This window comes from Azospirillum sp. INR13, assembly GCF_015390205.1.
Classification (GTDB): domain Bacteria; phylum Pseudomonadota; class Alphaproteobacteria; order Azospirillales; family Azospirillaceae; genus Azospirillum.
In genome coordinates this window covers 27,227-51,035 of sequence record NZ_VUOI01000008.1, presented here as the reverse complement: position 1 = coordinate 51,035, position 23,809 = coordinate 27,227, and the positions used below count along the sequence as shown (strand labels likewise).

The window sequence follows — 23,809 nt, the reverse complement described above, 5'->3', positions numbered from 1 at the left end:
TGCCGGGCGGGACGAACGACAAGCGCGCTGAAGACAAGTAGGAAGGCAGGGTCCCACCCATGTCCGAACAGGCGTTGAAGGAACTCGGGGACGTCATCGCGGCCAAACTCGGCGGCGACGTCCTGAAGGTCGAGGTGAGGCTCGGCGAGCTGATGGTGACGGTCAAACGTCCGGCCATCCTGACGGTGCTGACCGCGCTGCGCGACGATCCGGCCACCCGGTTCGAGCAGCTGACCGACATCACCGCGGTCGATTACCCGGATCGCGTCGAGCGGTTCGAGGTCGTCTATCAGCTGCTTAGCTACACCCACAACCGGCGCATGCGCGTGAAGCTGGCCACCGACGAGGACACGCCCGTTCCGTCGGCCGTGTCCGTCTTCAGCGCGGCCAACTGGTTTGAGCGCGAGGTGTGGGACCTGTTCGGCATCTTCTTCGAGAATCATCCGGACCTGCGCCGCATCCTCACCGACTACGGGTTCGAGGGGCACCCCTTCCGCAAGGACTTCCCGCTGACCGGCTATGTCGAGGCCCGGTACGACGAGGACCAGAAGCGCGTGATCTACGAGCCGGTCCGTCTGACCCAGGATTTCCGCGCCTTCGACTTCCTCAGCCCGTGGGAAGGCATGACCAACGTCATGCTGCCCGGCGATGAGAAGGCGGCCCTCCAGGACGGGAGCAAGAAGCCGTGAGCATGACCGTTTCGACCGAATCGGCGACCGGCGTCGTCACGACTGGTCCGATCAGCGCGTCGGGTCCCGAGACCAAGACGCAGATCAAGCCCTACACGATGAATTTCGGGCCGCAGCACCCGGCCGCCCACGGCGTGCTCCGTCTGGTTATGGAGCTGAACGGCGAGGTGGTGGAACGCTGCGATCCGCACATCGGCCTGCTGCACCGCGGCACCGAAAAGCTGATCGAGTACAAGACCTACGTCCAGGCCGTGCCGTATTTCGACCGGCTGGACTATGTCAGCCCGATGTGCATGGAGCACGCCTATGTGCTCGGCATCGAGAACCTGCTGCAGATCAAGGCGCCGCTGCGCGCCCAGTACATCCGCGTGCTGTTCTCCGAGATCACGCGCATCCTGAACCACATCCTGTCGATCACGACGGGTGCGCTCGACGTCGGCGCCATCACGCCGGCTCTCTGGGGCTTCGAGGAACGCGAAATCCTCATGGAGTTCTACGAGCGGGTTTCGGGTGCGCGCCTGCACGCCAACTATTTCCGGCCCGGCGGCGTCGCCTGGGACCTGCCGGACGGGCTGCTGGACGACATCTGGGCCTTCACCGAGCGTTATCCGAAGTTCATGGACGACCTCGAAAGCCTGCTGACCGAGAACCGCATCTTCAAGCAGCGTACGGTCGACATCGGCATCGTCACCAAGGAGGAGGCGCTCGACTGGGCCTTCACCGGCCCGATGCTGCGCGGCTCCGGCGTGGCCTGGGACCTGCGCAAGTCGCAGCCCTACGAGGTCTACGACCGCATGGAGTTCGACGTGCCGGTCGGCCTGACCGGCGACTGCTGGGCGCGCTATCTGGTGCGCATGGAAGAGATGCGGCAGTCGCTGCGCATCATCCGCCAGTGCTGCAAGGAGATGCCGGCCGGCCCGTACAAGATCGAGGACCGCAAGGTGTCCCCGCCGCCGCGCGGCGAGATGAAGCGCTCGATGGAAGCGCTGATCCACCACTTCAAGCTCTTCACCGAGGGCTTCCACGTCCCCGCCGGCGAGACCTACACCGCCATCGAGGCGCCCAAGGGCGAATTCGGCGTGTATCTGGTGTCCGACGGCACCAACAAGCCCTACCGCTGCAAGATCCGCGCGCCGGGCTTCGCCCATCTTCAGGGCCTGGACTTCATGTCGAAGGGTCACATGCTGGCCGACGCCGTCGCCAACATCGCCTCGATGGACATCGTTTTCGGAGAAATCGATCGATGAGCGCGCCCGCTTCCGATCACGGCCACGCCGAGCCGACCAGCTTCGCCTTCACTCCGGAAAACCTGGAGCTGGCGAAGCGCATCATCGCCAAGTACCCGCAGGGCAAGCAGGCCAGCGCCTGCATGCCGCTGCTGGACGTGGCCCAGCGCCAGAACGGCGGCTGGCTGCCGCGCGTCGCCATGGACGCCGTGGCCGACCTGCTCGGCATGCCGCGCATCCGCGTGTACGAGGTCGCGACCTTCTACACGATGTACAACAAGAACCCGGTCGGCAGGCACCACATCCAGGTCTGCACCACCACGCCCTGCTGGCTGCGCGGGTCGGACGACATCGTCCACACCTGCAAGAAGAAGCTCGGCATCGAGGTGGGCGAGACCACGGCCGACGGCCAGTTCACGCTGGGCGAGGTCGAATGCTCGGGCGCCTGCGTCAACGCGCCGGTTGTGCAGATCGGCGACGATTACTACGAAGACGTGGCCCCGGAGCATATGGAGCGCATCCTCGACGCGCTGGCGCGCGGCGAGACGCCGAAGCCCGGTTCGCAGACCGGCCGTCAGTCTTCGGAGCCGGTCGGCGGCCCGACGACGCTGAAGGCCTTTACCACCGCGCAAGCGGACGCCACCACCGCGCAAGCGGAAGATTGAGGGGGAGGGGACAGCGATGCTTCGCGATGAGGACCGCATCTTCACCAACCTCTACGGCTACCAGGACTTCGGTCTCGAGGCGGCCCGCAAGCGCGGTGACTGGGACAACACGGCGTCCTTCCTGGCCAATGGCCGGGACTGGATCATCGAGCAGGTGAAGGAATCGGGGCTGCGCGGCCGCGGCGGCGCCGGCTTCTCGACCGGCATGAAGTGGTCCTTCATGCCCAAGAACGTGACCGACAAGCCCGTCTACCTCGTCATCAACGCCGACGAGGGCGAGCCCGGCACCTGCAAGGACCGCGACATCCTGCGCCACGATCCGCACAAGCTGATCGAAGGCTGCCTGATCGCCGGTTTCGCCATCGGCGCCAGCGCCTGCTACATCTACATCCGCGGCGAGTTCTACAACGAGGGCTCCAACGTCCAGCGCGCCATCGACGAGGCGTATGCGGCGGGGCTGATCGGCAAGAACGCCTGCGGCACCGGCTACAGCTACGATGTCTACATCCACCGCGGTGCGGGCGCGTATATCTGTGGCGAGGAAACCGCGCTCATCGAGTCGATCGAGGGCAAGAAGGGGCAGCCGCGCAACAAGCCGCCGTTCCCCGCCCAGGCCGGTCTCTATTCCTGCCCGACCACGGTGAACAACGTCGAATCCATCGCGGTTGTTCCCACCATCCTGCGTCGCGGCGCCTCCTGGTTCGCCGGCCTCGGCCGTCCGAAGAATTCGGGCACCAAGCTCTTCTGCATCTCCGGGCACGTCAACAACCCGTGCAACGTGGAAGAGGAGATGGGCATCCCGCTGAAGGAGCTGATCGAGAAGCATGCCGGCGGCGTGCGCGGCGGCTGGGACAATCTGCTGGGCATCATCCCCGGCGGTTCGTCGGTTCCGGTCCTGCCGAAGTCGATCTGCGACACCGTCCTGATGGACTTCGACAGCCTGCGCGAAGTGCAGTCCGGCCTCGGCACCGCCGCGGTGATCGTGATGGACAAGTCCACCGACATCGTGAAGGCCATCGCCCGCCTGTCGCAGTTCTACGCGCATGAATCCTGCGGCCAGTGCACGCCGTGCCGCGAAGGCACCGGCTGGATGAACCGCGTCATGCAGCGCATGGTCACCGGCAACGCGCGCATGGAAGAGATCGACATGCTGCTGCAGGTCACCAAGCAGGTCGAAGGCCACACCATCTGCGCGCTCGGCGACGCCGCCGCCTGGCCGATCCAGGGCCTGTTCCGCCACTTCCGCCCGGAAGTCGAGCGGCGCATCCAGGCCTACCGCAACAGCGCCCCGCTGGCGGCCGAGTAAGGAGTTCCCGTTCCCATGCCGAAACTGACCATCGACGGGATCGAGATCGAGGTCGAGCCGGGCACCTCGATCCTCCAGGCTTGCGAGCAGCTGGGGATCGAGATTCCGCGCTTCTGCTACCACGAGCGCCTCAGCGTGCCGGCCAACTGCCGCATGTGCCTGGTGGAGATGGAGCGCGCGCCCAAGCCGGTCGCGTCCTGCGCCATGCCCTGCGGCGACGGAATGGTCGTCCGCACCAACAGCGAGACCGTCCTGAAGGCCCGCAAGGGCGTCATGGAATTCCTGCTGATCAACCACCCGCTGGATTGCCCGATTTGCGACCAGGGCGGCGAGTGCGATCTGCAGGACCAGGCCATGGCCTATGGCTTCGACCGCGGCCGCTACGGCGAGAACAAGCGGGCGGTCAACGACAAGTATATGGGTCCGGTCATCAAGACCATCATGACCCGTTGCATCCACTGCACCCGCTGCATCCGCTTCATCAACGAAGTGGCCGGTGTTCCCGATGTCGGCGCCGTCTATCGCGGCGAGCATATGGAGATCACCACCTTCGTCGAGAAGGCGATCGGTTCGGAGCTGTCCGGCAACCTCGCCGACGTCTGCCCGGTCGGTGCCCTGACCCACAAGCCCTACGCCTTCACGGCGCGTCCGTGGGAACTGCGCAAGACCGAGACCATCGACGTCCTCGACGCCGTCGGCTCGAACATCCGCGTCGACGCCCGTGGGCCCGAGGTGATGCGTGTCCTGCCGCGCGTCAACGACGACATCAACGAGGAGTGGCTGAACGACAAGAGCCGCTACTCCTATGACGGTCTGAAGCGCCAGCGCCTGGACCGCCCCTACATCCGCCAGAACGGCAAGCTGGTCCCGGCCAGCTGGGCCGAGGCCTTCACCGCCATCGCGGCGCGCCTGAAGGGCCTGCCCGGCAACCGCATTGCCGCCATCTCCGGCGATCTGGTCGATGTCGAGGCGCAGTTCGCGCTGAAGGAGCTGCTGTCGCGTCTGGGTTCCACGAACCTGGATTGCCGCCAGGACGGTGCGCGGTTCGACACGTCGGTGCGCGCCGGCTACCTGTTCAACTCGGGCATCGCCGGCATCGAGAAGGCCGACGTGATCCTGCTGGTCGGCACCAACCCGCGCTGGGAAGGCACGCTGGTCAACGCCCGAATCCGCAAGCGCTATCTGGCCGGCGGCGTCACCATCGCCTCCATCGGCGAGCAGCGTGACCTGACCTATCCCTACAGCGTGATCGGCTCCGGTCCGGAGACGTTGCAGCAGCTGGTCGACGGCAGCCATCCGTTCGCCGAGACCCTGCGCGCCGCCAAGAACCCGATGATCATCGTCGGCATGGGCGCCTTCCAGCGCGCCGACGGTCTCGCGGTGCAGGCCGCCGCCCGTCTGGTCGGCGAGGCCTACGGCATGTTCCGCGACGACTGGAACGGCTTCAACGTGCTGCACACCGCCGCGGCGCGTGTCGGCGGCATCGAGGCCGGCTTCCTGCCGGGCGAGGGCGGCCGCGACGTCCACGGCATCCTCGACGGTGCGTCGAAGGGCGAGATCGACGTCGTCTACCTGCTGGGCGCCGACGAGATCGATACGGCGAAGCTGGGCAACGCCTTCGTCGTCTATCAGGGCCACCATGGCGATGCCGGCGCCCACCGCGCCGACGTCATCCTGCCGGGTGCCGCCTACACCGAGAAGAACGCGGTCTACGTCAACACCGAGGGCCGTCCGCAGCTCGCCCGCCTCGCGGTCTTCCCGCCCGGCGAAGCGCGCGAGGACTGGAAGATCGTCCGCGCCCTGTCGGAAGTCCTGGGCACCACGCTGCCCTTCGACACGCACGGGCAGCTGCGCCAGCGGCTGATGGCGGCGAACCCGATCTTCGGTGCGATCGGCGAGATGACCCCGGCCGCCTGGGCGCCCTTCGGCGCGCAGGGGCCGGTCGACGCTGCGCCCTTCGTGACGCCGATCACCAACTTCTACATGACCGACCCGATCAGCCGGGCATCGGTGACGATGGCCAACTGCACGGAAGCGCTGGTGGGCCCTGTTCAGGAGAGGACTGGCACCCATGGCTGAGTTCTGGAGCGGCTTCCTCCTGCCGCTGATCATTATGGTCCTGCAAATCCTGGCGATCGTCGTGCCGCTACTGGTCGCCGTGGCCTTCATGACTTACGCCGAGCGTAAGATCATGGGCTCGATGCAGCTGCGCCAGGGGCCGGCCATCGTCGGGACCCTTCGGCCTGATGCAGCCCTTCGCCGACGGCCTGAAGCTGTTCGCGAAGGAGCAGATCCTGCCGGAAGGCGCCAACCGCGTCGTCTTCTACATCGCACCGATGCTGACCTTCTTCCTGGCGCTGGTCGCCTGGGCGGTCATCCCGTTCGACTACGGGGTGGTGCTGTCCAACATCAACGTCGGCGTGCTGTACCTTTTCGCGATCTCGTCGCTCGGCGTGTACGGCATCGTGATGGCCGGCTGGGCGTCGAACTCGCGCTACGCATTCCTGGGTGCGCTCCGCTCGGCGGCGCAGATGGTGTCGTATGAGGTCTCGATGGGCCTCATCATCATCACCGTGCTGCTGTGCGTCGGCTCGCTGAACTTGACCGACATCGTGCGCGCCCAGGAGACGGTGTGGTTCGCCATCCCGCTGCTGCCGATGTTCGTGATGTTCTTCATCTCGGCGCTCGCAGAAACCAACCGCGCCCCCTTCGATCTGCCGGAAGGCGAATCGGAACTGGTCGCGGGCTTCATGGTGGAATACAGCTCCGCTCCCTTCGCGCTCTTCTTCCTTGGCGAATACGCCAACATGATCCTGATGAGCGCGATGACGAGCATCCTGTTCCTCGGCGGCTGGCTGCCTCCGCTGCCCTTCGCGCCCTTCACCTGGGTGCCGGGCATCGTGTGGTTCGCGCTGAAGATCGCGCTGTGCCTGTTCACCTTTGTCTGGGTTCGCGCCACCGTGCCGCGCTACCGCTACGACCAGCTGATGCGGCTGGGTTGGAAGGTCTTCCTGCCCTTCTCGCTGTTCTGGGTCGTGCTGACCGCCGGTGTCCTGGTGACCTTCGACTTGCTGCCCAAGTAAGCGGACCCCGCACAAGCAAGTACCGAACCCATCACTGATGTGTCGATTTGAGTGCCGGCGAGCCGTCCGAACGAACGGGCGTCCGCCGGCGAGGAAGGAGACGAAGAGGCCATGGCGTTCCTCGACCGCGCGGCGCGCAGCCTGTTCCTGACCGAGCTGCTGGGCGGCATGGCGCTGACCTTGCGCTACATGTTCAAGCCCAAGGTCACGATCAACTATCCCTATGAGAAGGGACCCATCAGCTCGCGCTTCCGCGGCGAGCATGTGCTCCGCCGCTATGCGAACGGCGAGGAGCGCTGCATCGCGTGCAAGCTCTGCGAAGCGGTGTGCCCGGCTCTCGCCATCACCATCGAGGCCGAACCGCGTGACGACGGCAGCCGCCGCACGACGCGCTACGACATCGACATGACCAAGTGCATCTACTGCGGCCTGTGCCAGGAGGCCTGCCCGGTCGATGCGGTGGTCATGGGGCCGAACTTCGAGTTCTCCACCGAATCCCGTGAAGAGCTCTTCTACAACAAGCAGAAGCTGCTGGCGAACGGCGACCGCTGGGAGGCGGAAATCGCCCAGAACCTCGCGGCCGAGGCTCCTTACCGGTAAGCGGAAGCGAGAAAAACGATGATACTCCAAGGCATCGCCTTCTACGTGTTCGCCGCGCTGCTGGTGGCCTCCGGTGTGATGGTCATCTCGGCGCGGAACCCCGTTCACTCAGTTCTTTTCCTGATCCTCGCCTTTTTCCAGGCGGCCGGTCTCTGCGTCCTGATGGGCGCCGAGTTCATCGCGATGATCCTCGTCATCGTCTATGTCGGCGCCGTGGCCGTGCTGTTCCTGTTCGTGGTGATGATGCTCGACATCAACTTCCGCGAACTGCGCAAGGGTGCGATGGAAGCGCTGCCGCTGGGCGCGCTCGTCGGGTTGATCCTGCTGGCGGAACTGGCGGCCGTGCTGGGCGGCTGGATCGTCGCCCCGAACGTCGCGACCGTCGCCGGTGCGCCGACGCCGGCGCTCGACCAGGTGACGAACACCCATGCCCTGGGCCGGCTGATGTACACGCAGTACGTCTACCTGTTCCAGGCGTCGGGCATCGTCCTGCTGATCGCCATGATCGGCGCCATCGTGCTGACGCTGCGGCATCGTCCGGGCGTGCGCAAACAGAATGTCGGCGCCCAGATCTCCCGTCGCCGGGAAGACGTGGTCGTCATTCGCAAGGTACCGACCGGGGAGGGCGTGTGATCATGGAGATCGGTCTCGGACATTACCTGACGGTCTCGGCCATCATCTTCACGCTGGGTGTGCTGGGAATCTTCCTGAACCGGAAGAACGTCATCATCATCCTGATGTCGATCGAGATGATGCTGCTGGCGGTGAACCTGAACCTCGTCGCCTTCTCGACCTTCCTGCACGATCTGGTCGGCCAGATCTTCGCCATGATCATCCTGACCGTCGCCGCCGCCGAGGCGGCCATCGGCCTTGCCATCCTGGTGGTCTACTTCCGCAACCGCGGCTCGATCCGAGTCGAAGACATCAACATGATGAAGGGCTGAGGCGGCGCCATGGAAGTGCTAGTCGTATTCCTTCCGCTCCTGGCGTTCCTCGTCGCCGGATCGATTGCGCTGTTCGGCGGGCCGAAGGCCGAGCCGGCGGCTGCGGGTCACGGAAGCCACGGTCATGGCCATGACGATCACGGGCACGCCCAGATCGCCCACGCCCATGACGATCATGCCCACCACATCTCGCACGACGAGCTGGACCACGCGCACGACGACGCCCACGACGACCACCATGTCGTCGCCGGCCCGCCGACCGTCGGCGACCGCGTCTCGCAGTTCGTGACCGCGGGGGCCGTGCTGGTCTCGGCGATCCTGTCCTGGGTCCTGTTCTTCGACGTCGCCGTGGGCGGTCATCCGCGCACCATCGAGCTGATGACCTGGATCCAGAGCGGCACGCTGGACGTGAAGTGGGCGCTGCGGGTCGACCAGCTCACCGCGGTGATGCTGATCGTCGTCAATACCGTCTCGGCCTGCGTGCACGTCTACTCCATCGGCTACATGGCCGAGGATCCGCAGAAGCCGCGCTTCATGGGCTACCTGTCGCTGTTCACCTTCGCCATGCTGATGCTGGTGACGGCGGACAACCTGGTCCAGATGTTCTTCGGCTGGGAAGGCGTCGGTCTCGCCTCCTACCTGCTGATCAACTTCTGGTACGAGAAGCCGTCGGCCAACGCCGCCGCCATGAAGGCCTTCCTGGTCAACCGCGTCGGCGACTTCGGCTTCGCGCTCGGCATCTTTGCGATCTTCGTGCTGACCGGCTCGGTCCAGTTCGACGCCATCTTCGCCAAGGCCCCGACGCTGACCGGCGAGACGCTGCATTTCCTCAGCTGGGACTTCAACGGCCTGACCATCGCCTGCCTGCTGCTGTTCATGGGCGCCATGGGCAAGTCGGCGCAGCTTGGCCTGCACACCTGGCTGCCGGACGCGATGGAAGGCCCGACTCCGGTGTCGGCGCTCATCCACGCGGCCACCATGGTGACCGCCGGCGTCTTCATGCTCTGCCGCCTGTCCCCGGTGTTCGAATACGCGCCGACGGCGCTGGAAGTCGTCGCGGTGGTCGGCGGCCTGACGGCGTTCGTCGCCGCAACCATCGGCTTCACCCAGTTCGACATCAAGCGGGTCATCGCCTATTCGACGATGTCCCAGCTCGGCTACATGTTCTTCGCCATCGGCGTGTCGGCTTACGGCGCCGCCATGTTCCACCTGTTCACGCACGCCTTCTTCAAGGCCCTGCTGTTCCTCGGTGCCGGCTCGGTCATCCATGCCCTGCACCATGAGCAGGACATGCGCAAGATGGGCGGCGTCTGGCGCAAGATCCCCGTCACCTACGCGATGATGTGGATCGGCAACCTCGCGCTGGCCGGTCTGCCCTTCTTCGCCGGCTTCTATTCCAAGGACATGATCCTGGAGGCGGCCTTCGCCTCGGGCAGCGGGGTTGGGCGCTTCGCCTTCGCGCTCGGCATCGCCGCCGCACTGATGACCGCCTTCTACTCCTGGCGCCTGCTGTTCATGACCTTCCACGGCACGCCGCGGATGGACAAGGAAGTCTACGACCATGCCCATGAGTCGCCGCTCGTCATGCTGGTGCCGCTGGCGGTGCTGACGCTTGGTGCGCTGTTCGCCGGCGTCGGCTTCCACGAGTGGTTCATCGGCCACGACCGTGCCGAGTTCTGGGGCAAGGCCCTGATGGTTCTGCACGACCACGACACCATCGAGGCCGCGCACCACCACACCCCGGGCTGGGTCAAGCTGGCTCCGCTGGTGGTCGGCCTGCTCGGCATTGCCATGGCCTATGTCGGCTACATCATGATGCCGGGCCTGCCGGGCAAGATCGCCGGCACCTTCCGCGGCATTCACCAGTTCCTCTACAACAAGTGGTACTTCGACGAGCTGTACGACGCGCTGTTCACCCGTCCGGCCAAGGCCCTGGGCTATGGGCTGTGGAAGGCGGGTGACGGTGCGGTGATCGACGGCGTGGGGCCGGACGGCATTGCCGCCGCCACCCGCGACATCGCGGCACGCACCAGCCGGCTGCAGTCGGGGTACGTCTATCACTACGCCTTTGCCATGGTGATCGGGGTCGTCCTGTTCGTCGCCTGGCTGTCGGTCTTCGGCTGAGCGGTATCGAAGGAGAACAACAACAATGGCTAGCTGGCCGATCCTGTCGTTCGCGACCTTCCTGCCGCTCGTGGGCGTCGCGCTGATCCTGCTGTTCTGCCGGGGCAATTCCCCGGACGTGCTGCGGAACGTGCGGTACATTTCTCTGTGGACGACGCTCGTCACCTTCGTGCTGACGCTGCTCGTCTGGGCCAACTTCGATCCGCGCAATCCCGGCTACCAGATGGTCGAGAAGGCGGGCTGGATCCCGGAATTCGGCATCAACTACCACATGGGCGTCGACGGCATTTCGGTGCTGTTCGTCGTCCTGTCCGGCTTCCTGATGCCGCTGTGCATCCTGGCGAGCTGGGAGTCGGTGCAGGTCCGGGTGAAGGAATACATGATGGCCTTCCTCGCGCTGGAAACCCTGATGATCGGGATGTTCTGCGCGCTGGACTTCGTGCTGTTCTACATGTTCTTCGAAGGCGTCCTGATCCCGATGTTCCTGATCATCGGTGTCTGGGGCGGTCCGCGCCGCGTCTATGCCGCCTTCAAGTTCTTCCTCTACACGCTGCTCGGCTCGGTGCTGATGCTGCTGGCGATCCTGGCCATGTACTTCGTGGCCGGCACCACCGACATCCCGACCATCACCGCCACCCAGTTCCCGCGCAACATGCAGCTGTGGCTGTGGCTCGCCTTCTTCGCCTCCTTCGCGGTGAAGGTGCCGATGTGGCCGGTCCACACCTGGCTGCCGGATGCCCACGTCGAGGCGCCGACCGCCGGTTCGGTCATCCTGGCCGGCGTGCTGCTGAAGATGGGCGGCTACGGCTTCCTGCGCTTCAACATTCCGATCCTGCCGGAAGCCACCGAGTATTTCGCGCCGCTGATCTACACCCTGTCGGTCGTCGCCGTGATCTACACCTCGCTGGTCGCTCTCGCCCAGGAGGACATGAAGAAGCTGATCGCCTACTCGTCGGTCGCCCATATGGGCTTCGTCACCATCGGCATGTTCGCGCTGAACCAGCAGGGCATCGAAGGCTCGATCTTCCAGATGCTGTCGCACGGCATCGTGTCGGGAGCCCTGTTCCTGTGTGTCGGCGTCGTCTATGACCGGCTGCACACCCGCGAGATCGCCCGCTACGGCGGTCTGGTGAAGAACATGCCGAAATACGCGGTGATCTTCCTGTTCATGACCATGGCGTCGGTCGGCTTGCCGGGCACCGCCGGCTTCGTCGGTGAATTCCTGGTGCTGCTCGGCGTCTTCCGCGACAACACCTGGGTTGCCGCCCTGGCCGCCACCGGCATGGTTCTGGGTGCCGCCTACGCGCTGTGGCTGTACCGCCGCATCGTCTACGGCAAGCTGGTGAAGCCGGACGTCAAGGCGATGTTCGACATAACCCCGCGCGAGGTCGCGGTGTTCCTGCCGCTGGTCGCCGTCGTCCTGTGGATGGGCGTCTATCCCAGCAGCTTCCTGAACGTCACCTCGGCATCGGTCGAGCAGCTGATCCAGACCTACCAGACCAAGCTGGCCGCGTCGCACGCCGCGTCCGGTGTCTCGGTCGCCGCTCGGTAAGGGGTTCTTCGACATGACCGCAGTGTTTCCCGACATCTGGCCGGCCCTGCCGGAGATCTTCCTGGCACTCTCGGGCGTCGCCCTGCTGATGCTGGGCGTGTTCCGCGGCGACGGCTTCACCCGTCCCGTCTCCTACCTGGCGATCGTCTGCATGCTGCTCGCCGCCGTCCTGGCGATGGGCTACGGCAGCGGCCGCATCGTCACCTTCAACGGCATGTTCGTGATGGACGCCTTCGGCGTCTTCATGAAGGTGCTGGTGCTGGTGTCGGCGGCCTTCGCCGTCGTCCTCTCGCTCGGGTTCAACGAGCGGGAGCAGATGGCCCGCTTCGAGTTCCCGGTGCTGATGGTTTTCGCGACCCTCGGCATGCTGATGATGATCTCGGCGAACGATTTCATCTCGCTGTATGTCGGCCTGGAGACGCAGAGCCTCGCGCTCTATGTCATCGCGGCCTTCCGCCGCGACAGCGCCAAGTCGTCCGAAGCCGGCCTGAAGTATTTCGTCCTCGGCTCGCTCTCCTCGGGCATGCTGCTGTACGGTGCGTCGCTGGTCTACGGCTTCGCCGGCACGACCTCCTTCGACAAGGTCGCTGCCCTGTTCGCGGGCGGCGCCCACGTGTCGCCGGGTCTGGTGATCGGTCTGGTCTTCGTGATGGCCGGTCTGGCCTTCAAGGTCTCGGCCGCGCCGTTCCACATGTGGACCCCGGACGTGTATGAGGGCGCGCCGACCCCGGTGACCGCCTTCTTTGCGGCGGCGCCGAAGGTCGCGGCCATCGCCCTGCTGACCCGCGTGGTGATCGAGCCGTTCGGCCATCTCGCCGACCAGTGGCATCAGGTGCTGGTCGCCGCCGCCGTTCTGTCGATGGTGATCGGGTCCTTCGTCGCCATCATGCAGACCAACATCAAGCGCCTGATGGCCTACAGCTCAATCGGCCATGTCGGTTACGCCCTGGTCGGCCTGACCACCGGCACCCAGGACGGCGTGCGAGGCGTGCTGATCTACATGGCGCTCTACATCGCCATGAACATCGGCGCCTTCGCGGTCATACTCAGCATGAAGGCCAAGGGCCAGATGCTGGAGGAGATCAAGGACTTCGCCGGCCTGTCGAAGACCAACCCGATGCTGGCCGCGACCATGGCGATCTTCATGTTCTCCATGGCCGGCATTCCGCCGATGGCAGGTTTCTTCGGCAAGCTCTACGTCTTCCTGGCCGCCGTCGCGGCGCAGGAATACACGTTGGCCGTGATCGGCGTGCTGACGAGCGTCGTCGGCGCCTTCTACTACCTGCGCATCATCAAGATCATGTATTTCGATGAGCCCGCGGTGGTGGTCGACAAGGTGGACGACGACGGCATGACCGGTGTCCTGGTCGTCACCAGCCTGTTCACCCTGCTGTTCTTCGTCGCCCCGGCGCCGATCCTGAACGGCGCGGCGGCTGCCGCGGCGGCTCTGTTCGCCGGCTGACGGCGGACCGATGACGGTATCGTTCGAAGCGGAGGCGGCGCGACTGCGCCTGCCTCCGGGCTTCCAGGTCAAGGCCTTCGACTCCGTCGGCAGCACGAACGACGAAGCGAAGGCCTTGTCGCGTTCAGGGGCACCGGAAGGCACCATCGTCTGGGCGCGCCGGCAGGAAAGCGGCCGAGGCCGGCGCGGCCGGGCCTGGACGTCTCCCGAAGGCAACCTCTACAGCACGACGATCCTGCGGCCCGGCCTGCCGCCGGCGGAAGCTGCCCAGGTCTCCTTCGTCGCCGCCCTGGCCATTGCCGAGACCGCCGAATCGGTGCTGCCCGATCCCGGCGGGGTGCGCTGCAAATGGCCGAACGACGTGCTGGTCCATGACCGCAAGCTGTCCGGCATCCTCCTCGAGTCGGAGCCTGCGGCGGACGGTACGGTCGCCTGGGTGGTGCTGGGCGTCGGCATCAACCTGCGGCATTTTCCCGCGACCGCCGATTACGGTGCCACCTCGCTGATCGCCGAAGGAGCGCCGCCGATGGGGCCAGGGCCCTTGCTGGAGGTCTTTGCCGGCCATCTGGCGAGTTGGTATGGCCGCTGGCGCGCCCATGGCTTCGCTCCGGTGCGGGAGGCGTGGCTGTCGCGCGCCCGTGGGCTCGGCGGGCCGATCGTGGTCAGGCTTGCCGATCGGACGATCCCCGGCACCTTCGCCGATCTGGACAGCGACGGCGTTCTGTTGCTTGATCCAACGGACGGCGGACCGCGCCAGCGGATCGCCGCCGGGGATGTGTTCTTCGCACCCCCTGCCGCCAGCTGACCCCAAGTGCCCATCGCCTTCAGGACCAAGCCATGCTGCTAGCCATCGACGCCGGAAACACGAATGTGGTGTTCGCCATCTATGACGGCGACCGCCAGCGCGGCATCTGGCGCACGGCGACCGATCCCAAGCGCACCTCCGACGAATACATGGTGTGGCTGACCCACCTGATGGCGTTGAAGGGGCTGAAGCCGGTCGACATCCATGGCGCGATCATCGCCAGCGTCGTGCCGGGCGCCACCTTCAACCTGAAGCGCCTGTGCAAGGATCATTTCGGCTGCGAACCGGTGATCGTCGGCCAGTCCGGCGTCGAATTGGGCGCCAAGGCGCTGGTCGACCGGCCGGAGGAGGTCGGGGCCGACCGGCTGGTCAACACGGTGGCAGCCGCCGCGACCTACAAGACCCCGCTGATCGTCATCGATTTCGGCACGGCGACGACCTTCGACGTGGTGGATGCCGACGGCAACTATTGCGGCGGCGTGATCGCGCCGGGGCTGAACCTGTCGCTGGAGGCGCTGCAGATGGCCGCCTCCAAGCTGCCGCGGGTGGAGATCCAGCCGCCGGACCAGGTGATCGGCAGGAACACCATCGCCTGCATGCAGTCGGGCATCTTCTGGGGGTATGTCGGCCTGATCGAAGGGCTGGTGGCCCGCATCCGGGCGGAGTACGGCGAACCGATGCGGGTGGTAGCCACTGGCGGATTGGCTGTTCTTTTCGCCAAGGCTACCCATGTGATCGAACACACCGACAATGAGCTGACGCTCCGCGGTCTCCTCCTGATCCACAAGCGCAACACGGTCCAATGACACAATCCTCCAAGACAGCCGCCGGAATCCCTGCAGCCCCGGCGGACACCTTCGTTCCGGAGGATGGCGGCCTGTATTTCCTCCCGCTCGGCGGTTCCGGCGAGATCGGGATGAACCTCAACCTCTACGGCCATCAGGGCAAATGGCTGATGGTGGATCTCGGCATCTCCTTCGCCGACGACACCATGCCCGGCCTCGACGTGATCATGCCCGACCCGGCTTTCATCGCCGAACGGCGGGCGGATCTGGTCGGGCTGGTGCTGACCCACGCGCATGAGGACCATCTGGGCGCCGTGCAGTATCTGTGGCCGGAACTGCGCTGCCCGGTTTATTGCACGCCCTTCACCGCGGCCTTCCTGCGCGCCAAGCTGCACGAGAAGGGGCTGAGCGCGACGGTTCCGATCCATGAGATCCCGCTGGGCGGCACGGTGGAGATCGGTCCCTTCTCCGTCGAATACGTCACCATGACGCATTCGATTCCGGAGCCGAACGCGCTCGCCATCCGCACCTCCGCCGGCACCGTCCTGCACACCGGCGACTGGAAGCTGGACCCCGATCCGCTGGTCGGCGACACCGCCGACGAGGCGCGGCTGCGTGCCATCGGCGACGAGGGGGTGCTGGCGCTGGTCGGCGACAGCACCAACGCGTTGGTCCCGGGCTCCGCGGGCTCGGAGGCGACGGTGCGGGCCTCGCTGATGGAACTGTTCGGGCGCTACCGCGACTCGCGCATCGCCGTCAGCTGTTTCGCCACCAACGTGGCGCGGCTGGAGAGCATCGCCGCCGCCGCCGCCGCCCACGACCGCCATGTGGCGCTGGTCGGACGGTCGCTGTGGCGGATCAACGAGGCGGCGCGGGCCAGCGGCTATCTGGCCGAGGTGCCGAAATTCCTGTCGGAGCATGACGCCAGCTACCTGCCGCGGGAAAAGCTGGTGCTGATCTGCACCGGCAGCCAGGGGGAGCCGCGCTCCGCCCTTGCCCGCATCGCCGCCAACGACCATCCGCAGGTGACGCTGTCGCGCGGCGACGTGGTGATCTTTTCCTCGCGCGAGATCCCCGGCAACGAGCGGGCCATCGGGCGCATGCAGAACCAGCTGGTCGCGCAGGGCGTGGAGCTGGTCACGGCGGACGAGGCGGCGGTCCACGTCTCCGGCCATCCGGCGCGGGACGAGCTGGTGCGCATGTACCAATGGGTGCGGCCGCGCATTGCGGTGCCGGTCCATGGCGAGCAGCGCCACCAGCAGGCCCACGCCGCCCTGGCGGAAGATTGTCAGGTCGCCCACAGCATCGTGCCGGCCAATGGCGAACTGATCCGGCTCGACGGGGCGGAGGGCGCGCAGGTGGTCGCCCATGTGCGGTCCGGCCGCATGGCGGTGGATGGCAAGCGGCTGGTGCCGCTCGACACCGGCATGATGCGGGCGCGCAACCGCATGGTGAACAATGGCGCCGCCGTGGTGACGTTGGTCATGACCGGAACGGGCGAGCTTCTGACTGCGCCGCAGGTGGCGGTGATGGGGTTGATCGACGAAGCGACCGACCGCGACATGCTGCTGGACGTCATCGACGCGGTGCGGGAATCGGTGGCGATGCTGCCCAGATCAACGCGCACCGACGATGCCCAGGTGAAGGAGGCGGCACGGATTGCCGTCCGCCGCTGCTTCAATGCGTCCCATGGCAAGAAGCCGGTGACGGAGGTCCATCTGGTCCGCGTCTGACGGAAATTTGTGTATAACAGGCTTATCAGAGCCCGCTAACGGGCCAAACGGACAGCCAGCGAGAGGACACGCATGATCGGAAAGCTCAACCACGTCGCCATCGTCGTTCCGGACCTGCCGGCGGCGACGGCGCTCTACCGCGACACGCTGGGTGCGGCGGTGTCTCAGCCGGTGGATCTGCCGCCGCATGGCGTGACCGTGGTTTTCGTCACCCTGCCCAACACCAAGATCGAGCTGCTGCATCCGTTCGGCGAGAAGTCGCCGATTGCCGGCTTCCTGGAAAAGAACCCGTCCGGCGGCATCCACCACATCTGCTACGAGGTGGACGACATCCTGGCCGCCCGCGACCGGATGAAGGAGCAGGGCGCCCGTGTGCTTGGCGACGGCGAACCCAGGATCGGCGCCCACGACAAGCCGGTCCTGTTCCTGCACCCCAAGGACTTCTGCGGGACGCTGGTGGAACTGGAGCAGGCCTGATCCGGTCTGAGCGGACCTGAGTGCGGAGAGGGCGATGGACAACTGGGTGACGGCGGTCTTCGTCTATATCGTCGTGTGGTGGGTCGTGCTGTTCGGGGTGCTGCCCTGGGGTGTCCGGACGCCGGACGAACCGGAACCCGGCATGGCCTCCTCTGCCCCCGTCGAACCGCGCATCCTGCGCAAGTTCATGATCACGTCGGTGGTCGCCCTGCTGGTGTGGCTGGTGATCTTCGGCGTGGAGCGCACCGGGATCATCTCCTTCCGCGAGATGGCGCGGCACATGTACTGACCGACCGGAGAGGAGACGGCGGGTGAGCCTGACCTATTGCGCGGCCGCACCCGGCCATCCCCACCACGGCCCCTACCATGACGGCGAATACGGCTTCCCGAGCGGCGACGACCGGGTGCTGTTCGAACGGCTGGTGCTGGAGATAAACCAGGCCGGTCTGTCCTGGCTGACCATCCTGAAGAAGCGTGAGGCGTTCCGCGCCGCCTTCGACGATTTCGACATCGACCGGGTCGCCGCCTATGGCGAGGCGGAGCGGGCGCGGCTTCTGGCCGACGCCGGTATCGTCCGCAACCGTCTGAAGGTCGATGCGGTGATCGAGAATGCCCGCCGGATCATCGCCCTGCGCGAGACCCACGGCTCCTTCCACGGTTGGCTGCGCGCTCACCACCCCCTGACCAAGGCGGAATGGGTGAAGCTGTTCGGCCGAACCTTCCGCTTTACAGGCGGCGAGATCGTCGGCGAGTTTTCTGATGAGCCTGGGTTACCTGCCGGGTGCGCACCAGCCCGATTGCCCGGTCCACGCCATCGTTCTGGCCCAGAGTCCGCCCTGGAAAACCGCTGTGGACGGCGGCTATCGCGGGTATGAGCCCATGAAGTAGGCAAAGATCCGGTCAGAACGGCGGCAATCGCTGAAAGGCTGGGCAAAAATGCAAAAACTTTGAGCATGGCAGGGTATTGCCTTTGTTTTGGGCTTGCCATGGCTGCGGCACGGGTTCACTCTTTTCATGTGACGAGGGAGGACCTTCCTCCCTTTCCGACGCCTGGTGGCGATTCCTCCCTAAACTCGACAGGCCGCGCCGCATTCGCCGCGCGGCCTTTCTTTATCCGCGATGGCGATTGTTTGCCTGTGGACAGGAAATTTCCTCTGCAGGTCCAGAAAACGTTAACGGTTTCCTTGGTAGCGTTGCCCGGGCCAACTCCGCCTCCGGGTTTCCCCCTATCCGGCGAGAATGGACGCAAGAACGCCGCCCGGAGGCACGCGCCGCCTGGATGGCCGTCCGCATTGACCGATCGGCCCAGCCGGTCATTCGTCCGTTCCGGCGGGCGTCAGAAGAAGGACGACAGTCGAGGCGCCGATGACCGCGAACGAAAACGAACGGTTCGATCAGTTCGCCGCGGTTCTGACGACCGAACTGTTGGAGCGGACCAGAAAAAGCATGGAGCTGCTGGCGCCGGATCAGCAGCCCTGCTCCATGCTGCCGTTCATCCAGACGCCATCCTTCGTCGAGTTCTACCAGGATCTCGTACGCGTCGGCATCCTGCCGGTGGTGCTCAGCCGCCGTCCGGTCCGCGCCATCGTCGGCGACGTCGATTGGGCGCGGGAAGGCCGCGAGTATCTGCTGACCGTCCTCGACGACCGCTCCAACGCCATCTTCACCGCCTGGGAATATGCCTGGGACTCGCTGTGGGACGAGCGCAAGGTCGGGCAGGACAGCGGCGGCGCCGGTGGCGGCGCCAAGCCGAAGAAGGGCTTCTTCAGCGCCCTGTTCGGCCGCAAGCGCGAGGAGAGGTCCGACAGCGGCCAGGGCGGTGGTGCGGAGGGAGGCGTGATGGCCGGGTTGCACATCATGCTGACCGAACTGGCGGAGAAGCGCGGTTTCCTGCCATTGTTCCACGACGATGTCCGCATCCTGAAGGCCCTGCCGCGGCTGAAACCCGGTCGGGTCGCCCAGGCGTGGAAGGAGATCTTGCAGTATCACCACCAGGAATTCTATCTACCTGAACCGGAACAGGCGAAGCCGGGCGTGACCTCCGACTGCCTGCAGAAATGGCATTACAATCTGCCGGACAAGATCGGCGAGTTCCTGGTGCTGAAGGCCGCGGTGGACCTGGAGCATGTGAACAAGCCCTTCATCGGCAAATACATCCGCCAGTCGGCGCGGACCCAGGAGGAGGCGGAGAAAGGGATGCCCTACCTGTCGCTCTATTGGAAAGCCATGCGCAACCCGGCCATGCTGGCCGAGCGGCACACGCTGTGACGGCGCCAATGGCCCTGCGCGCCGGCCTGACCGCGTGCCTGCTGGTTCTTGCGGCCGGAACCGCATCGGCGCAATCGCAGCCGCAGTTGCCGGGTCCGATCCCTTTGACCCCCGATGCCGCCCGCGAGCGGCCGGTGATCGATTTGTCGCTGTGCCAGCGGCTGACCCGCCATGTGCCGGCCGCCGACGTGGAATACCGGCCGGGGGTGGATGTGAACGGCCGCCCGGTGGTGCCGGCCGACCTGCCGGGCACCGCGGGCGCGCAGCCGCCGGTTCCCATTGACCTGCCGCTGTCGGTCGATCTCGCCCGGCGGATGGGCATCGCCCTGCCGTCGGTGCCGTTTCTGCCGACGACGTCACTTCGGTCTGGCTGAGCGTGGTCGGCGACCGGCTCTATCTCAACGGCCAGCCGATCGATCCGGGGGTGGAGGACCGCCTCTACGCCTATTGCCGCACCGGTAGCCGGCCGGGCGCGGTCGAGGAGGAAGCGGGGGCTTACAGTGGACAAGTGCGGGCGACCTTCCTAAAGTCGCTCACCCGCCGCCCGAGTCCGCTCCCGTTCGAAAAAGGAGCATGTCCGCGCGGCCTTGTCGAACACCTCGCACACGAGAGCAGAGCCATGCGGCTGTCCAGCTTCTTCATGCCGACCCTCAAGGAGACCCCGACCGAGGCGCAGATCGTCTCGCACCGCCTGATGCTGCGGGCCGGGATGATCCGCCAGACCAGCGCCGGCATCTATGCCTGGCTGCCGCTGGGCTATCGGGTTCTGCGCAAGATCGAGCAGATCGTCCGCGAGGAGCAGGACGCCGCCGGTGCGCAGGAACTGCTGATGCCGACTATCCAGTCGGCCGATCTGTGGCGCGAGAGCGGCCGCTACGACGATTACGGCAAGGAGATGCTGCGCATCACCGACCGCCATGACCGCGAGATGCTGTTCGGCCCGACGAACGAGGAGATGATCACCGACATCTTCCGCTCCTTCGTCAAGAGCTACCGCCAGCTGCCGCTGAACCTCTACCACATCCAGTGGAAGTTCCGTGACGAGATCCGCCCGCGCTTCGGCGTGATGCGCGGGCGCGAGTTCCTGATGAAGGACGCCTATTCCTTCGACATCGACGCGGCCGGCGCCCGCCGTTCCTACCAGAAGATGTTCCTGGCCTATCTCCGCACCTTCGCCCGCATGGGGCTGAAGGCGATCCCGATGCGCGCCGACACCGGCCCCATCGGCGGCGACCTGAGCCACGAGTTCATCATCCTGGCGGAGACCGGCGAAAGCGGCGTCTTCTGCCACAAGGACTGGATGAACCTGGACGTGCTGAAGGACGCCCCCGGCATGGAGGACGACCTGCAGCCATTCTTCGACCGCGTCACCGCCATCTACGCGGCGACCGACGAGAAGCACGACCCGGCCAACAGCCCGGCGCCGGACTCGGATCTGGTGTCGGCCCGCGGCATCGAGGTCGGCCACATCTTCAACTTCGGCACCAAATATTCCAAGCCGATGAACGCGGTGGTCGCCGGCCCGAACGGCGAGTCGATCCCGGTGGAGATGGGCAGCTACGGCATCGGCGTGTCGCGCCTGATGGGTGCGATCATCGAGGCCAGCCACGACGACAACGGCATCATCTGGCCGGACGCCGTCGCGCCCTTCAACGTCGGCCTGATCAACCTGAAGTCCGGCGACGCAGAGACCGACCGCGTCTGCGCCGAGCTGAACGCCAAGCTGGAGGCCGCCGGCCTGGAGGTCGCCTATGACGACCGCGACGAGCGTCCCGGCGCCAAATTCGCCGACATGGACCTGATCGGCGTTCCCTGGCAACTGGTCGTCGGCCCGCGCGGCCTGAAGAACGGCGTGGTCGAGCTGAAGCGCCGCGCCACCGGCGAGAAGGAAGAACTGCCCGTCGAGGCGGCGCTGGCGAAGCTTCTGGGCTGATCGGCTTACCCCGTGAGGAGGCCCGGATCGCCGTGACGGCGGCGATCCGGGCTTTGCCCTTTTTCCGCCACGCTCACGTTCCCATGTAGGGCATCGTTTCCGCCCACCCACAGGACCCCAGCCGCATGATCTTCAACGCCTTCGAACGCATGGTCGCGATGCGTTACCTCCGGGCGCGCCGCCAGGAAGGGTTCATCTCGGTCATCGCGGGGTTCTCGCTGCTGGGCATCGCGCTCGGCGTCGCGACCCTCATCATCGTGATGGCGGTGATGAACGGTTTCCGGGCGGAGCTGCTGGGCCGCGTGCTCGGCCTCAACGGGCATCTCAACGTCTACAACATGCGCGGCGGGCCGCTGCCGGACTTCGACATCCTGGCCGGCAAGCTGCGCAACACGCCGGGCGTCAACACCGTCACCCCGACGGTGGAAGGCCAGGCGCTGGTGTCGGTGCGCGGCGTCGCGTCGGGCGCGGTCATCCGCGGCGTGCGGGCGGAAGACTTCAAGATGCGGCCGACGCTTGCCAACAACGTCATCCGCGGTTCGGTCGAGGAGTTCGGGGACGACCGCATCGCCATCGGATCGCGCATGGCCCAGCGGCTGGGGTTGAGCGTCGGCGACCAGATCACGCTGATCGCGCCGCAGGGCAACGTCACCGCCTTCGGCACCGTGCCGCGGATGCGCAGCTATCCCGTCGGCGCCATCTTCGACGTCGGCATGTTCGAATACGACAACAGCTTCATCTTCCTGCCGCTGGAGGAGGCGCAGGCCTTCTTCCGCACCGGCGACGCCGTGACATCGCTGGAAGTCTTCATCGACGACCCGATGCAGATCGTGGCCGCGCGTGCCGCCGTCCAGGCGGCGGTGGCCGGGGAAGGGCGGGTGGTCGACTGGCAGCAGTCGAACGCCAGCTTCTTCACCGCGCTGCAGGTCGAACGCAACGTGATGTTCCTGATCCTGTCGCTGATCATCATGGTCGCCGCCTTCAACATCATCTCCAGCCTGATCATGCTGGTGAAGGACAAGGGGCGCGACATCGCGATCCTGCGCACCATGGGGGCGACGCGCGGCATGGTCATGCGCATCTTCTTCCTGTCCGGGGCCAGCGTGGGCGTGACGGGGACGCTGCTGGGGCTGGCGATGGGCGTGTCCTTCGCGTTGAACATCGAGAGCATCCGCCAGGTGATCCAGGGCCTGACCGGCACCAACCTGTTCAACGCCGAGATCTATTTCCTCTCCCACCTGCCGGCCAAGATCGACTGGAGCGAGGTGGTGCAGGTGACGCTGATGGCGCTGGGCCTGTCCTTCGCCGCCACCATCTACCCGTCCTGGCGCGCCGCCCGGCTCGATCCGGTGGAGGCGCTGCGCTATGAGTGACGCGGTCATGCAGCCGATGCTGGAACTGAAGGGCATCGTCCGCCGCTTCGAACAGGCGGGCGAGATTCTGGAGGTGCTGCGCGGGGTCGAGCTGACCGTCGGCGCCGGGGAACTGGTGGCGCTGGTCGGCCCCTCGGGTGCCGGCAAGTCGACGCTGCTGCACATCGCCGGCCTGCTGGAACGGCCCACGAGCGGCACGGTGCGCATCGCCGGCACCGACGTGTCGAACCTGGACGACGGCAAGCGGACCGAGGTTCGGCGCCGCTCCATCGGCTTCGTCTACCAGTTCCACCACCTGCTGCCGGAATTCTCGGCGCGGGAGAACATCGTGCTGCCGCAGATGATCGCCGGCGTGCCGAAGTCCGTCGCCCGCCAGCGCGCGGACGAGCTTCTGCGCATGGTCGGGCTGGAACAGCGTGGCACCCACCGCCCGGCCCGCCTGTCGGGCGGCGAGCAGCAGCGCGTCGCCATCGCCCGCGCGCTGGCCAACGCCCCGTCGCTGCTGATCGCCGACGAGCCGACCGGCAACCTCGACCCTCACACGGCGGAGCATGTCTTCACCATGCTGTCGGCCATCGTCCGGCAGGCCAAGGTGGGAGCCCTGGTCGCGACGCACAATCTGGACCTCGCCCGCCGCATGGACCGGGTTCTGGAGATGCGCGACGGGCGGCTGGTCGAATACCAGCCGTCTGAACTGGTCCCGCTGGCAGAGGCTGTGCCGGACGCGTCATAGGCCGAAAGCGCGTCGTCCCTCCGGTTGCCAAGCCGGTGCCGTGCCCCCACT

21 protein-coding genes and 2 pseudogenes are annotated in these 23,809 nt (G+C 66.1%); all 23 read left to right on the top strand.

The annotated features are described in order from the left end of the window. Positions 1-59: 59 nt before the first annotated feature. The 23 genes and pseudogenes from F1643_RS08860 (at position 60) to F1643_RS08750 (ending at position 23,758) form a co-directional block, all read left to right on the top strand. Positions 60-689 (top strand): NADH-quinone oxidoreductase subunit C, encoded by a 630-nt coding sequence (locus tag F1643_RS08860; RefSeq protein WP_014248417.1) that lies wholly within the window; start codon positions 60-62, stop codon positions 687-689. Beyond that, a complete protein-coding gene (locus tag F1643_RS08855; RefSeq protein WP_149222110.1) occupies positions 686-1,936 on the top strand; it encodes an NADH-quinone oxidoreductase subunit D in 1,251 nt (416 codons plus the stop codon). The genes F1643_RS08860 and F1643_RS08855 overlap by 4 nt, the downstream gene beginning before the upstream one ends. Beyond that, positions 1,933-2,580 carry an NADH-quinone oxidoreductase subunit NuoE gene (nuoE, locus tag F1643_RS08850; protein WP_194912645.1) on the top strand — a complete coding sequence of 216 codons (648 nt, stop codon included), beginning with the start codon at positions 1,933-1,935 and terminating at the stop codon, positions 2,578-2,580. The genes F1643_RS08855 and nuoE overlap by 4 nt, the downstream gene beginning before the upstream one ends. 16 nt (positions 2,581-2,596) lie before the next feature. Further along, positions 2,597-3,886, top strand: a complete 1,290-nt coding sequence (gene nuoF, locus F1643_RS08845) for an NADH-quinone oxidoreductase subunit NuoF (RefSeq protein ID WP_063635038.1) — start codon at positions 2,597-2,599, stop codon at positions 3,884-3,886. 15 nt (positions 3,887-3,901) lie between these two features. Beyond that, positions 3,902-5,965 (top strand): NADH-quinone oxidoreductase subunit NuoG, encoded by a 2,064-nt coding sequence (nuoG, locus tag F1643_RS08840; RefSeq protein ID WP_194912643.1) that lies wholly within the window; start codon positions 3,902-3,904, stop codon positions 5,963-5,965. Further along, positions 5,958-6,969 (top strand): annotated as a pseudogene (nuoH, locus tag F1643_RS08835) (NADH-quinone oxidoreductase subunit NuoH). Before nuoG ends, nuoH begins: the two are co-directional and overlap by 8 nt. Before the next feature lie 111 nt (positions 6,970-7,080). Continuing rightward, on the top strand, positions 7,081-7,569 hold the full coding sequence (nuoI, locus tag F1643_RS08830) for an NADH-quinone oxidoreductase subunit NuoI (RefSeq protein WP_014248411.1): 489 nt from the start codon (positions 7,081-7,083) through the stop codon (positions 7,567-7,569). 18 nt (positions 7,570-7,587) lie between these two features. Then, positions 7,588-8,202, top strand: coding sequence for an NADH-quinone oxidoreductase subunit J (locus tag F1643_RS08825; RefSeq protein ID WP_149222105.1), 615 nt, complete (start codon positions 7,588-7,590; stop codon positions 8,200-8,202). Between the two features lie 2 nt (positions 8,203-8,204). Then, positions 8,205-8,513 (top strand): NADH-quinone oxidoreductase subunit NuoK, encoded by a 309-nt coding sequence (gene nuoK / locus F1643_RS08820; protein WP_014248409.1) that lies wholly within the window; start codon positions 8,205-8,207, stop codon positions 8,511-8,513. 9 nt (positions 8,514-8,522) lie between these two features. Then, on the top strand, positions 8,523-10,637 hold the full coding sequence (nuoL, locus tag F1643_RS08815; RefSeq protein ID WP_194912640.1) for an NADH-quinone oxidoreductase subunit L: 2,115 nt from the start codon (positions 8,523-8,525) through the stop codon (positions 10,635-10,637). A 25-nt stretch (positions 10,638-10,662) separates the two neighbouring features. Further along, complete coding sequence (locus F1643_RS08810) at positions 10,663-12,189, top strand: NADH-quinone oxidoreductase subunit M (RefSeq protein ID WP_194912638.1); 1,527 nt, start codon at positions 10,663-10,665, stop codon at positions 12,187-12,189. Positions 12,190-12,202: 13 nt separating this feature from the next. Further along, a complete protein-coding gene (gene nuoN / locus F1643_RS08805) occupies positions 12,203-13,651 on the top strand; it encodes an NADH-quinone oxidoreductase subunit NuoN (protein ID WP_014248406.1) in 1,449 nt (482 codons plus the stop codon). Between the two features lie 10 nt (positions 13,652-13,661). Next, positions 13,662-14,456, top strand: coding sequence for a biotin--[acetyl-CoA-carboxylase] ligase (locus F1643_RS08800; protein ID WP_194912635.1), 795 nt, complete (start codon positions 13,662-13,664; stop codon positions 14,454-14,456). 32 nt (positions 14,457-14,488) lie between these two features. Further along, the gene (locus F1643_RS08795; RefSeq protein WP_194912633.1) at positions 14,489-15,262 is read left to right on the top strand and encodes a type III pantothenate kinase; all 774 of its coding nucleotides are present in this window, start codon (positions 14,489-14,491) and stop codon (positions 15,260-15,262) included. After that, on the top strand, positions 15,259-16,974 hold the full coding sequence (locus F1643_RS08790; RefSeq protein ID WP_194912631.1) for a ribonuclease J: 1,716 nt from the start codon (positions 15,259-15,261) through the stop codon (positions 16,972-16,974). Before F1643_RS08795 ends, F1643_RS08790 begins: the two co-directional genes overlap by 4 nt. 72 nt (positions 16,975-17,046) lie before the next feature. Next, the gene (mce, locus tag F1643_RS08785; RefSeq protein ID WP_194912630.1) at positions 17,047-17,451 is read left to right on the top strand and encodes a methylmalonyl-CoA epimerase; all 405 of its coding nucleotides are present in this window, start codon (positions 17,047-17,049) and stop codon (positions 17,449-17,451) included. Between the two features lie 34 nt (positions 17,452-17,485). Beyond that, on the top strand, positions 17,486-17,740 hold the full coding sequence (locus F1643_RS08780) for a DUF1467 family protein (RefSeq protein WP_194912629.1): 255 nt from the start codon (positions 17,486-17,488) through the stop codon (positions 17,738-17,740). Between the two features lie 22 nt (positions 17,741-17,762). Beyond that, positions 17,763-18,339 (top strand): annotated as a pseudogene (locus tag F1643_RS08775) (DNA-3-methyladenine glycosylase I). A gap of 477 nt (positions 18,340-18,816) precedes the next feature. Further along, complete coding sequence (locus tag F1643_RS08770) at positions 18,817-19,719, top strand: hypothetical protein (protein ID WP_194912628.1); 903 nt, start codon at positions 18,817-18,819, stop codon at positions 19,717-19,719. Positions 19,720-19,727: 8 nt separating this feature from the next. Continuing rightward, positions 19,728-20,093: a hypothetical protein gene (locus F1643_RS08765; RefSeq protein ID WP_255542570.1), complete on the top strand. Its 366-nt coding sequence runs from the start codon at positions 19,728-19,730 to the stop codon at positions 20,091-20,093. A 245-nt stretch (positions 20,094-20,338) separates the two neighbouring features. Further along, the gene (proS, locus tag F1643_RS08760) at positions 20,339-21,652 is read left to right on the top strand and encodes a proline--tRNA ligase (protein ID WP_194912773.1); all 1,314 of its coding nucleotides are present in this window, start codon (positions 20,339-20,341) and stop codon (positions 21,650-21,652) included. Positions 21,653-21,777: 125 nt separating this feature from the next. Continuing rightward, positions 21,778-23,025, top strand: coding sequence for a lipoprotein-releasing ABC transporter permease subunit (locus F1643_RS08755; protein ID WP_194912627.1), 1,248 nt, complete (start codon positions 21,778-21,780; stop codon positions 23,023-23,025). Continuing rightward, complete coding sequence (locus tag F1643_RS08750) at positions 23,018-23,758, top strand: ABC transporter ATP-binding protein (protein WP_194912626.1); 741 nt, start codon at positions 23,018-23,020, stop codon at positions 23,756-23,758. Before F1643_RS08755 ends, F1643_RS08750 begins: the two co-directional genes overlap by 8 nt. Positions 23,759-23,809: the final 51 nt, after the last annotated feature.

Excerpts from the sequence above, each read along its gene's own strand:
- F1643_RS08860 (WP_014248417.1), top strand. The coding sequence starts at position 60 with ATGTCCGAACAGGCGTTGAAGGAACTCGGGGACGTCATCGCGGCCAAA.
- nuoE (WP_194912645.1), top strand. The coding sequence starts at position 1,933 with ATGAGCGCGCCCGCTTCCGATCACGGCCACGCCGAGCCGACCAGCTTC.
- nuoF (WP_063635038.1), top strand. The coding sequence starts at position 2,597 with ATGCTTCGCGATGAGGACCGCATCTTCACCAACCTCTACGGCTACCAG.
- nuoG (WP_194912643.1), top strand. The coding sequence starts at position 3,902 with ATGCCGAAACTGACCATCGACGGGATCGAGATCGAGGTCGAGCCGGGC.
- nuoI (WP_014248411.1), top strand. The coding sequence starts at position 7,081 with ATGGCGTTCCTCGACCGCGCGGCGCGCAGCCTGTTCCTGACCGAGCTG.
- F1643_RS08825 (WP_149222105.1), top strand. The coding sequence starts at position 7,588 with ATGATACTCCAAGGCATCGCCTTCTACGTGTTCGCCGCGCTGCTGGTG.
- nuoK (WP_014248409.1), top strand. The coding sequence starts at position 8,205 with ATGGAGATCGGTCTCGGACATTACCTGACGGTCTCGGCCATCATCTTC.
- nuoL (WP_194912640.1), top strand. The coding sequence starts at position 8,523 with ATGGAAGTGCTAGTCGTATTCCTTCCGCTCCTGGCGTTCCTCGTCGCC.
- F1643_RS08810 (WP_194912638.1), top strand. The coding sequence starts at position 10,663 with ATGGCTAGCTGGCCGATCCTGTCGTTCGCGACCTTCCTGCCGCTCGTG.
- nuoN (WP_014248406.1), top strand. The coding sequence starts at position 12,203 with ATGACCGCAGTGTTTCCCGACATCTGGCCGGCCCTGCCGGAGATCTTC.
- F1643_RS08800 (WP_194912635.1), top strand. The coding sequence starts at position 13,662 with ATGACGGTATCGTTCGAAGCGGAGGCGGCGCGACTGCGCCTGCCTCCG.
- F1643_RS08795 (WP_194912633.1), top strand. The coding sequence starts at position 14,489 with ATGCTGCTAGCCATCGACGCCGGAAACACGAATGTGGTGTTCGCCATC.
- F1643_RS08790 (WP_194912631.1), top strand. The coding sequence starts at position 15,259 with ATGACACAATCCTCCAAGACAGCCGCCGGAATCCCTGCAGCCCCGGCG.
- mce (WP_194912630.1), top strand. The coding sequence starts at position 17,047 with ATGATCGGAAAGCTCAACCACGTCGCCATCGTCGTTCCGGACCTGCCG.
- F1643_RS08780 (WP_194912629.1), top strand. The coding sequence starts at position 17,486 with ATGGACAACTGGGTGACGGCGGTCTTCGTCTATATCGTCGTGTGGTGG.
- F1643_RS08770 (WP_194912628.1), top strand. The coding sequence starts at position 18,817 with ATGACCGCGAACGAAAACGAACGGTTCGATCAGTTCGCCGCGGTTCTG.
- F1643_RS08765 (WP_255542570.1), top strand. The coding sequence starts at position 19,728 with ATGGCCCTGCGCGCCGGCCTGACCGCGTGCCTGCTGGTTCTTGCGGCC.
- proS (WP_194912773.1), top strand. The coding sequence starts at position 20,339 with ATGCGGCTGTCCAGCTTCTTCATGCCGACCCTCAAGGAGACCCCGACC.
- F1643_RS08755 (WP_194912627.1), top strand. The coding sequence starts at position 21,778 with ATGATCTTCAACGCCTTCGAACGCATGGTCGCGATGCGTTACCTCCGG.
- F1643_RS08750 (WP_194912626.1), top strand. The coding sequence starts at position 23,018 with ATGAGTGACGCGGTCATGCAGCCGATGCTGGAACTGAAGGGCATCGTC.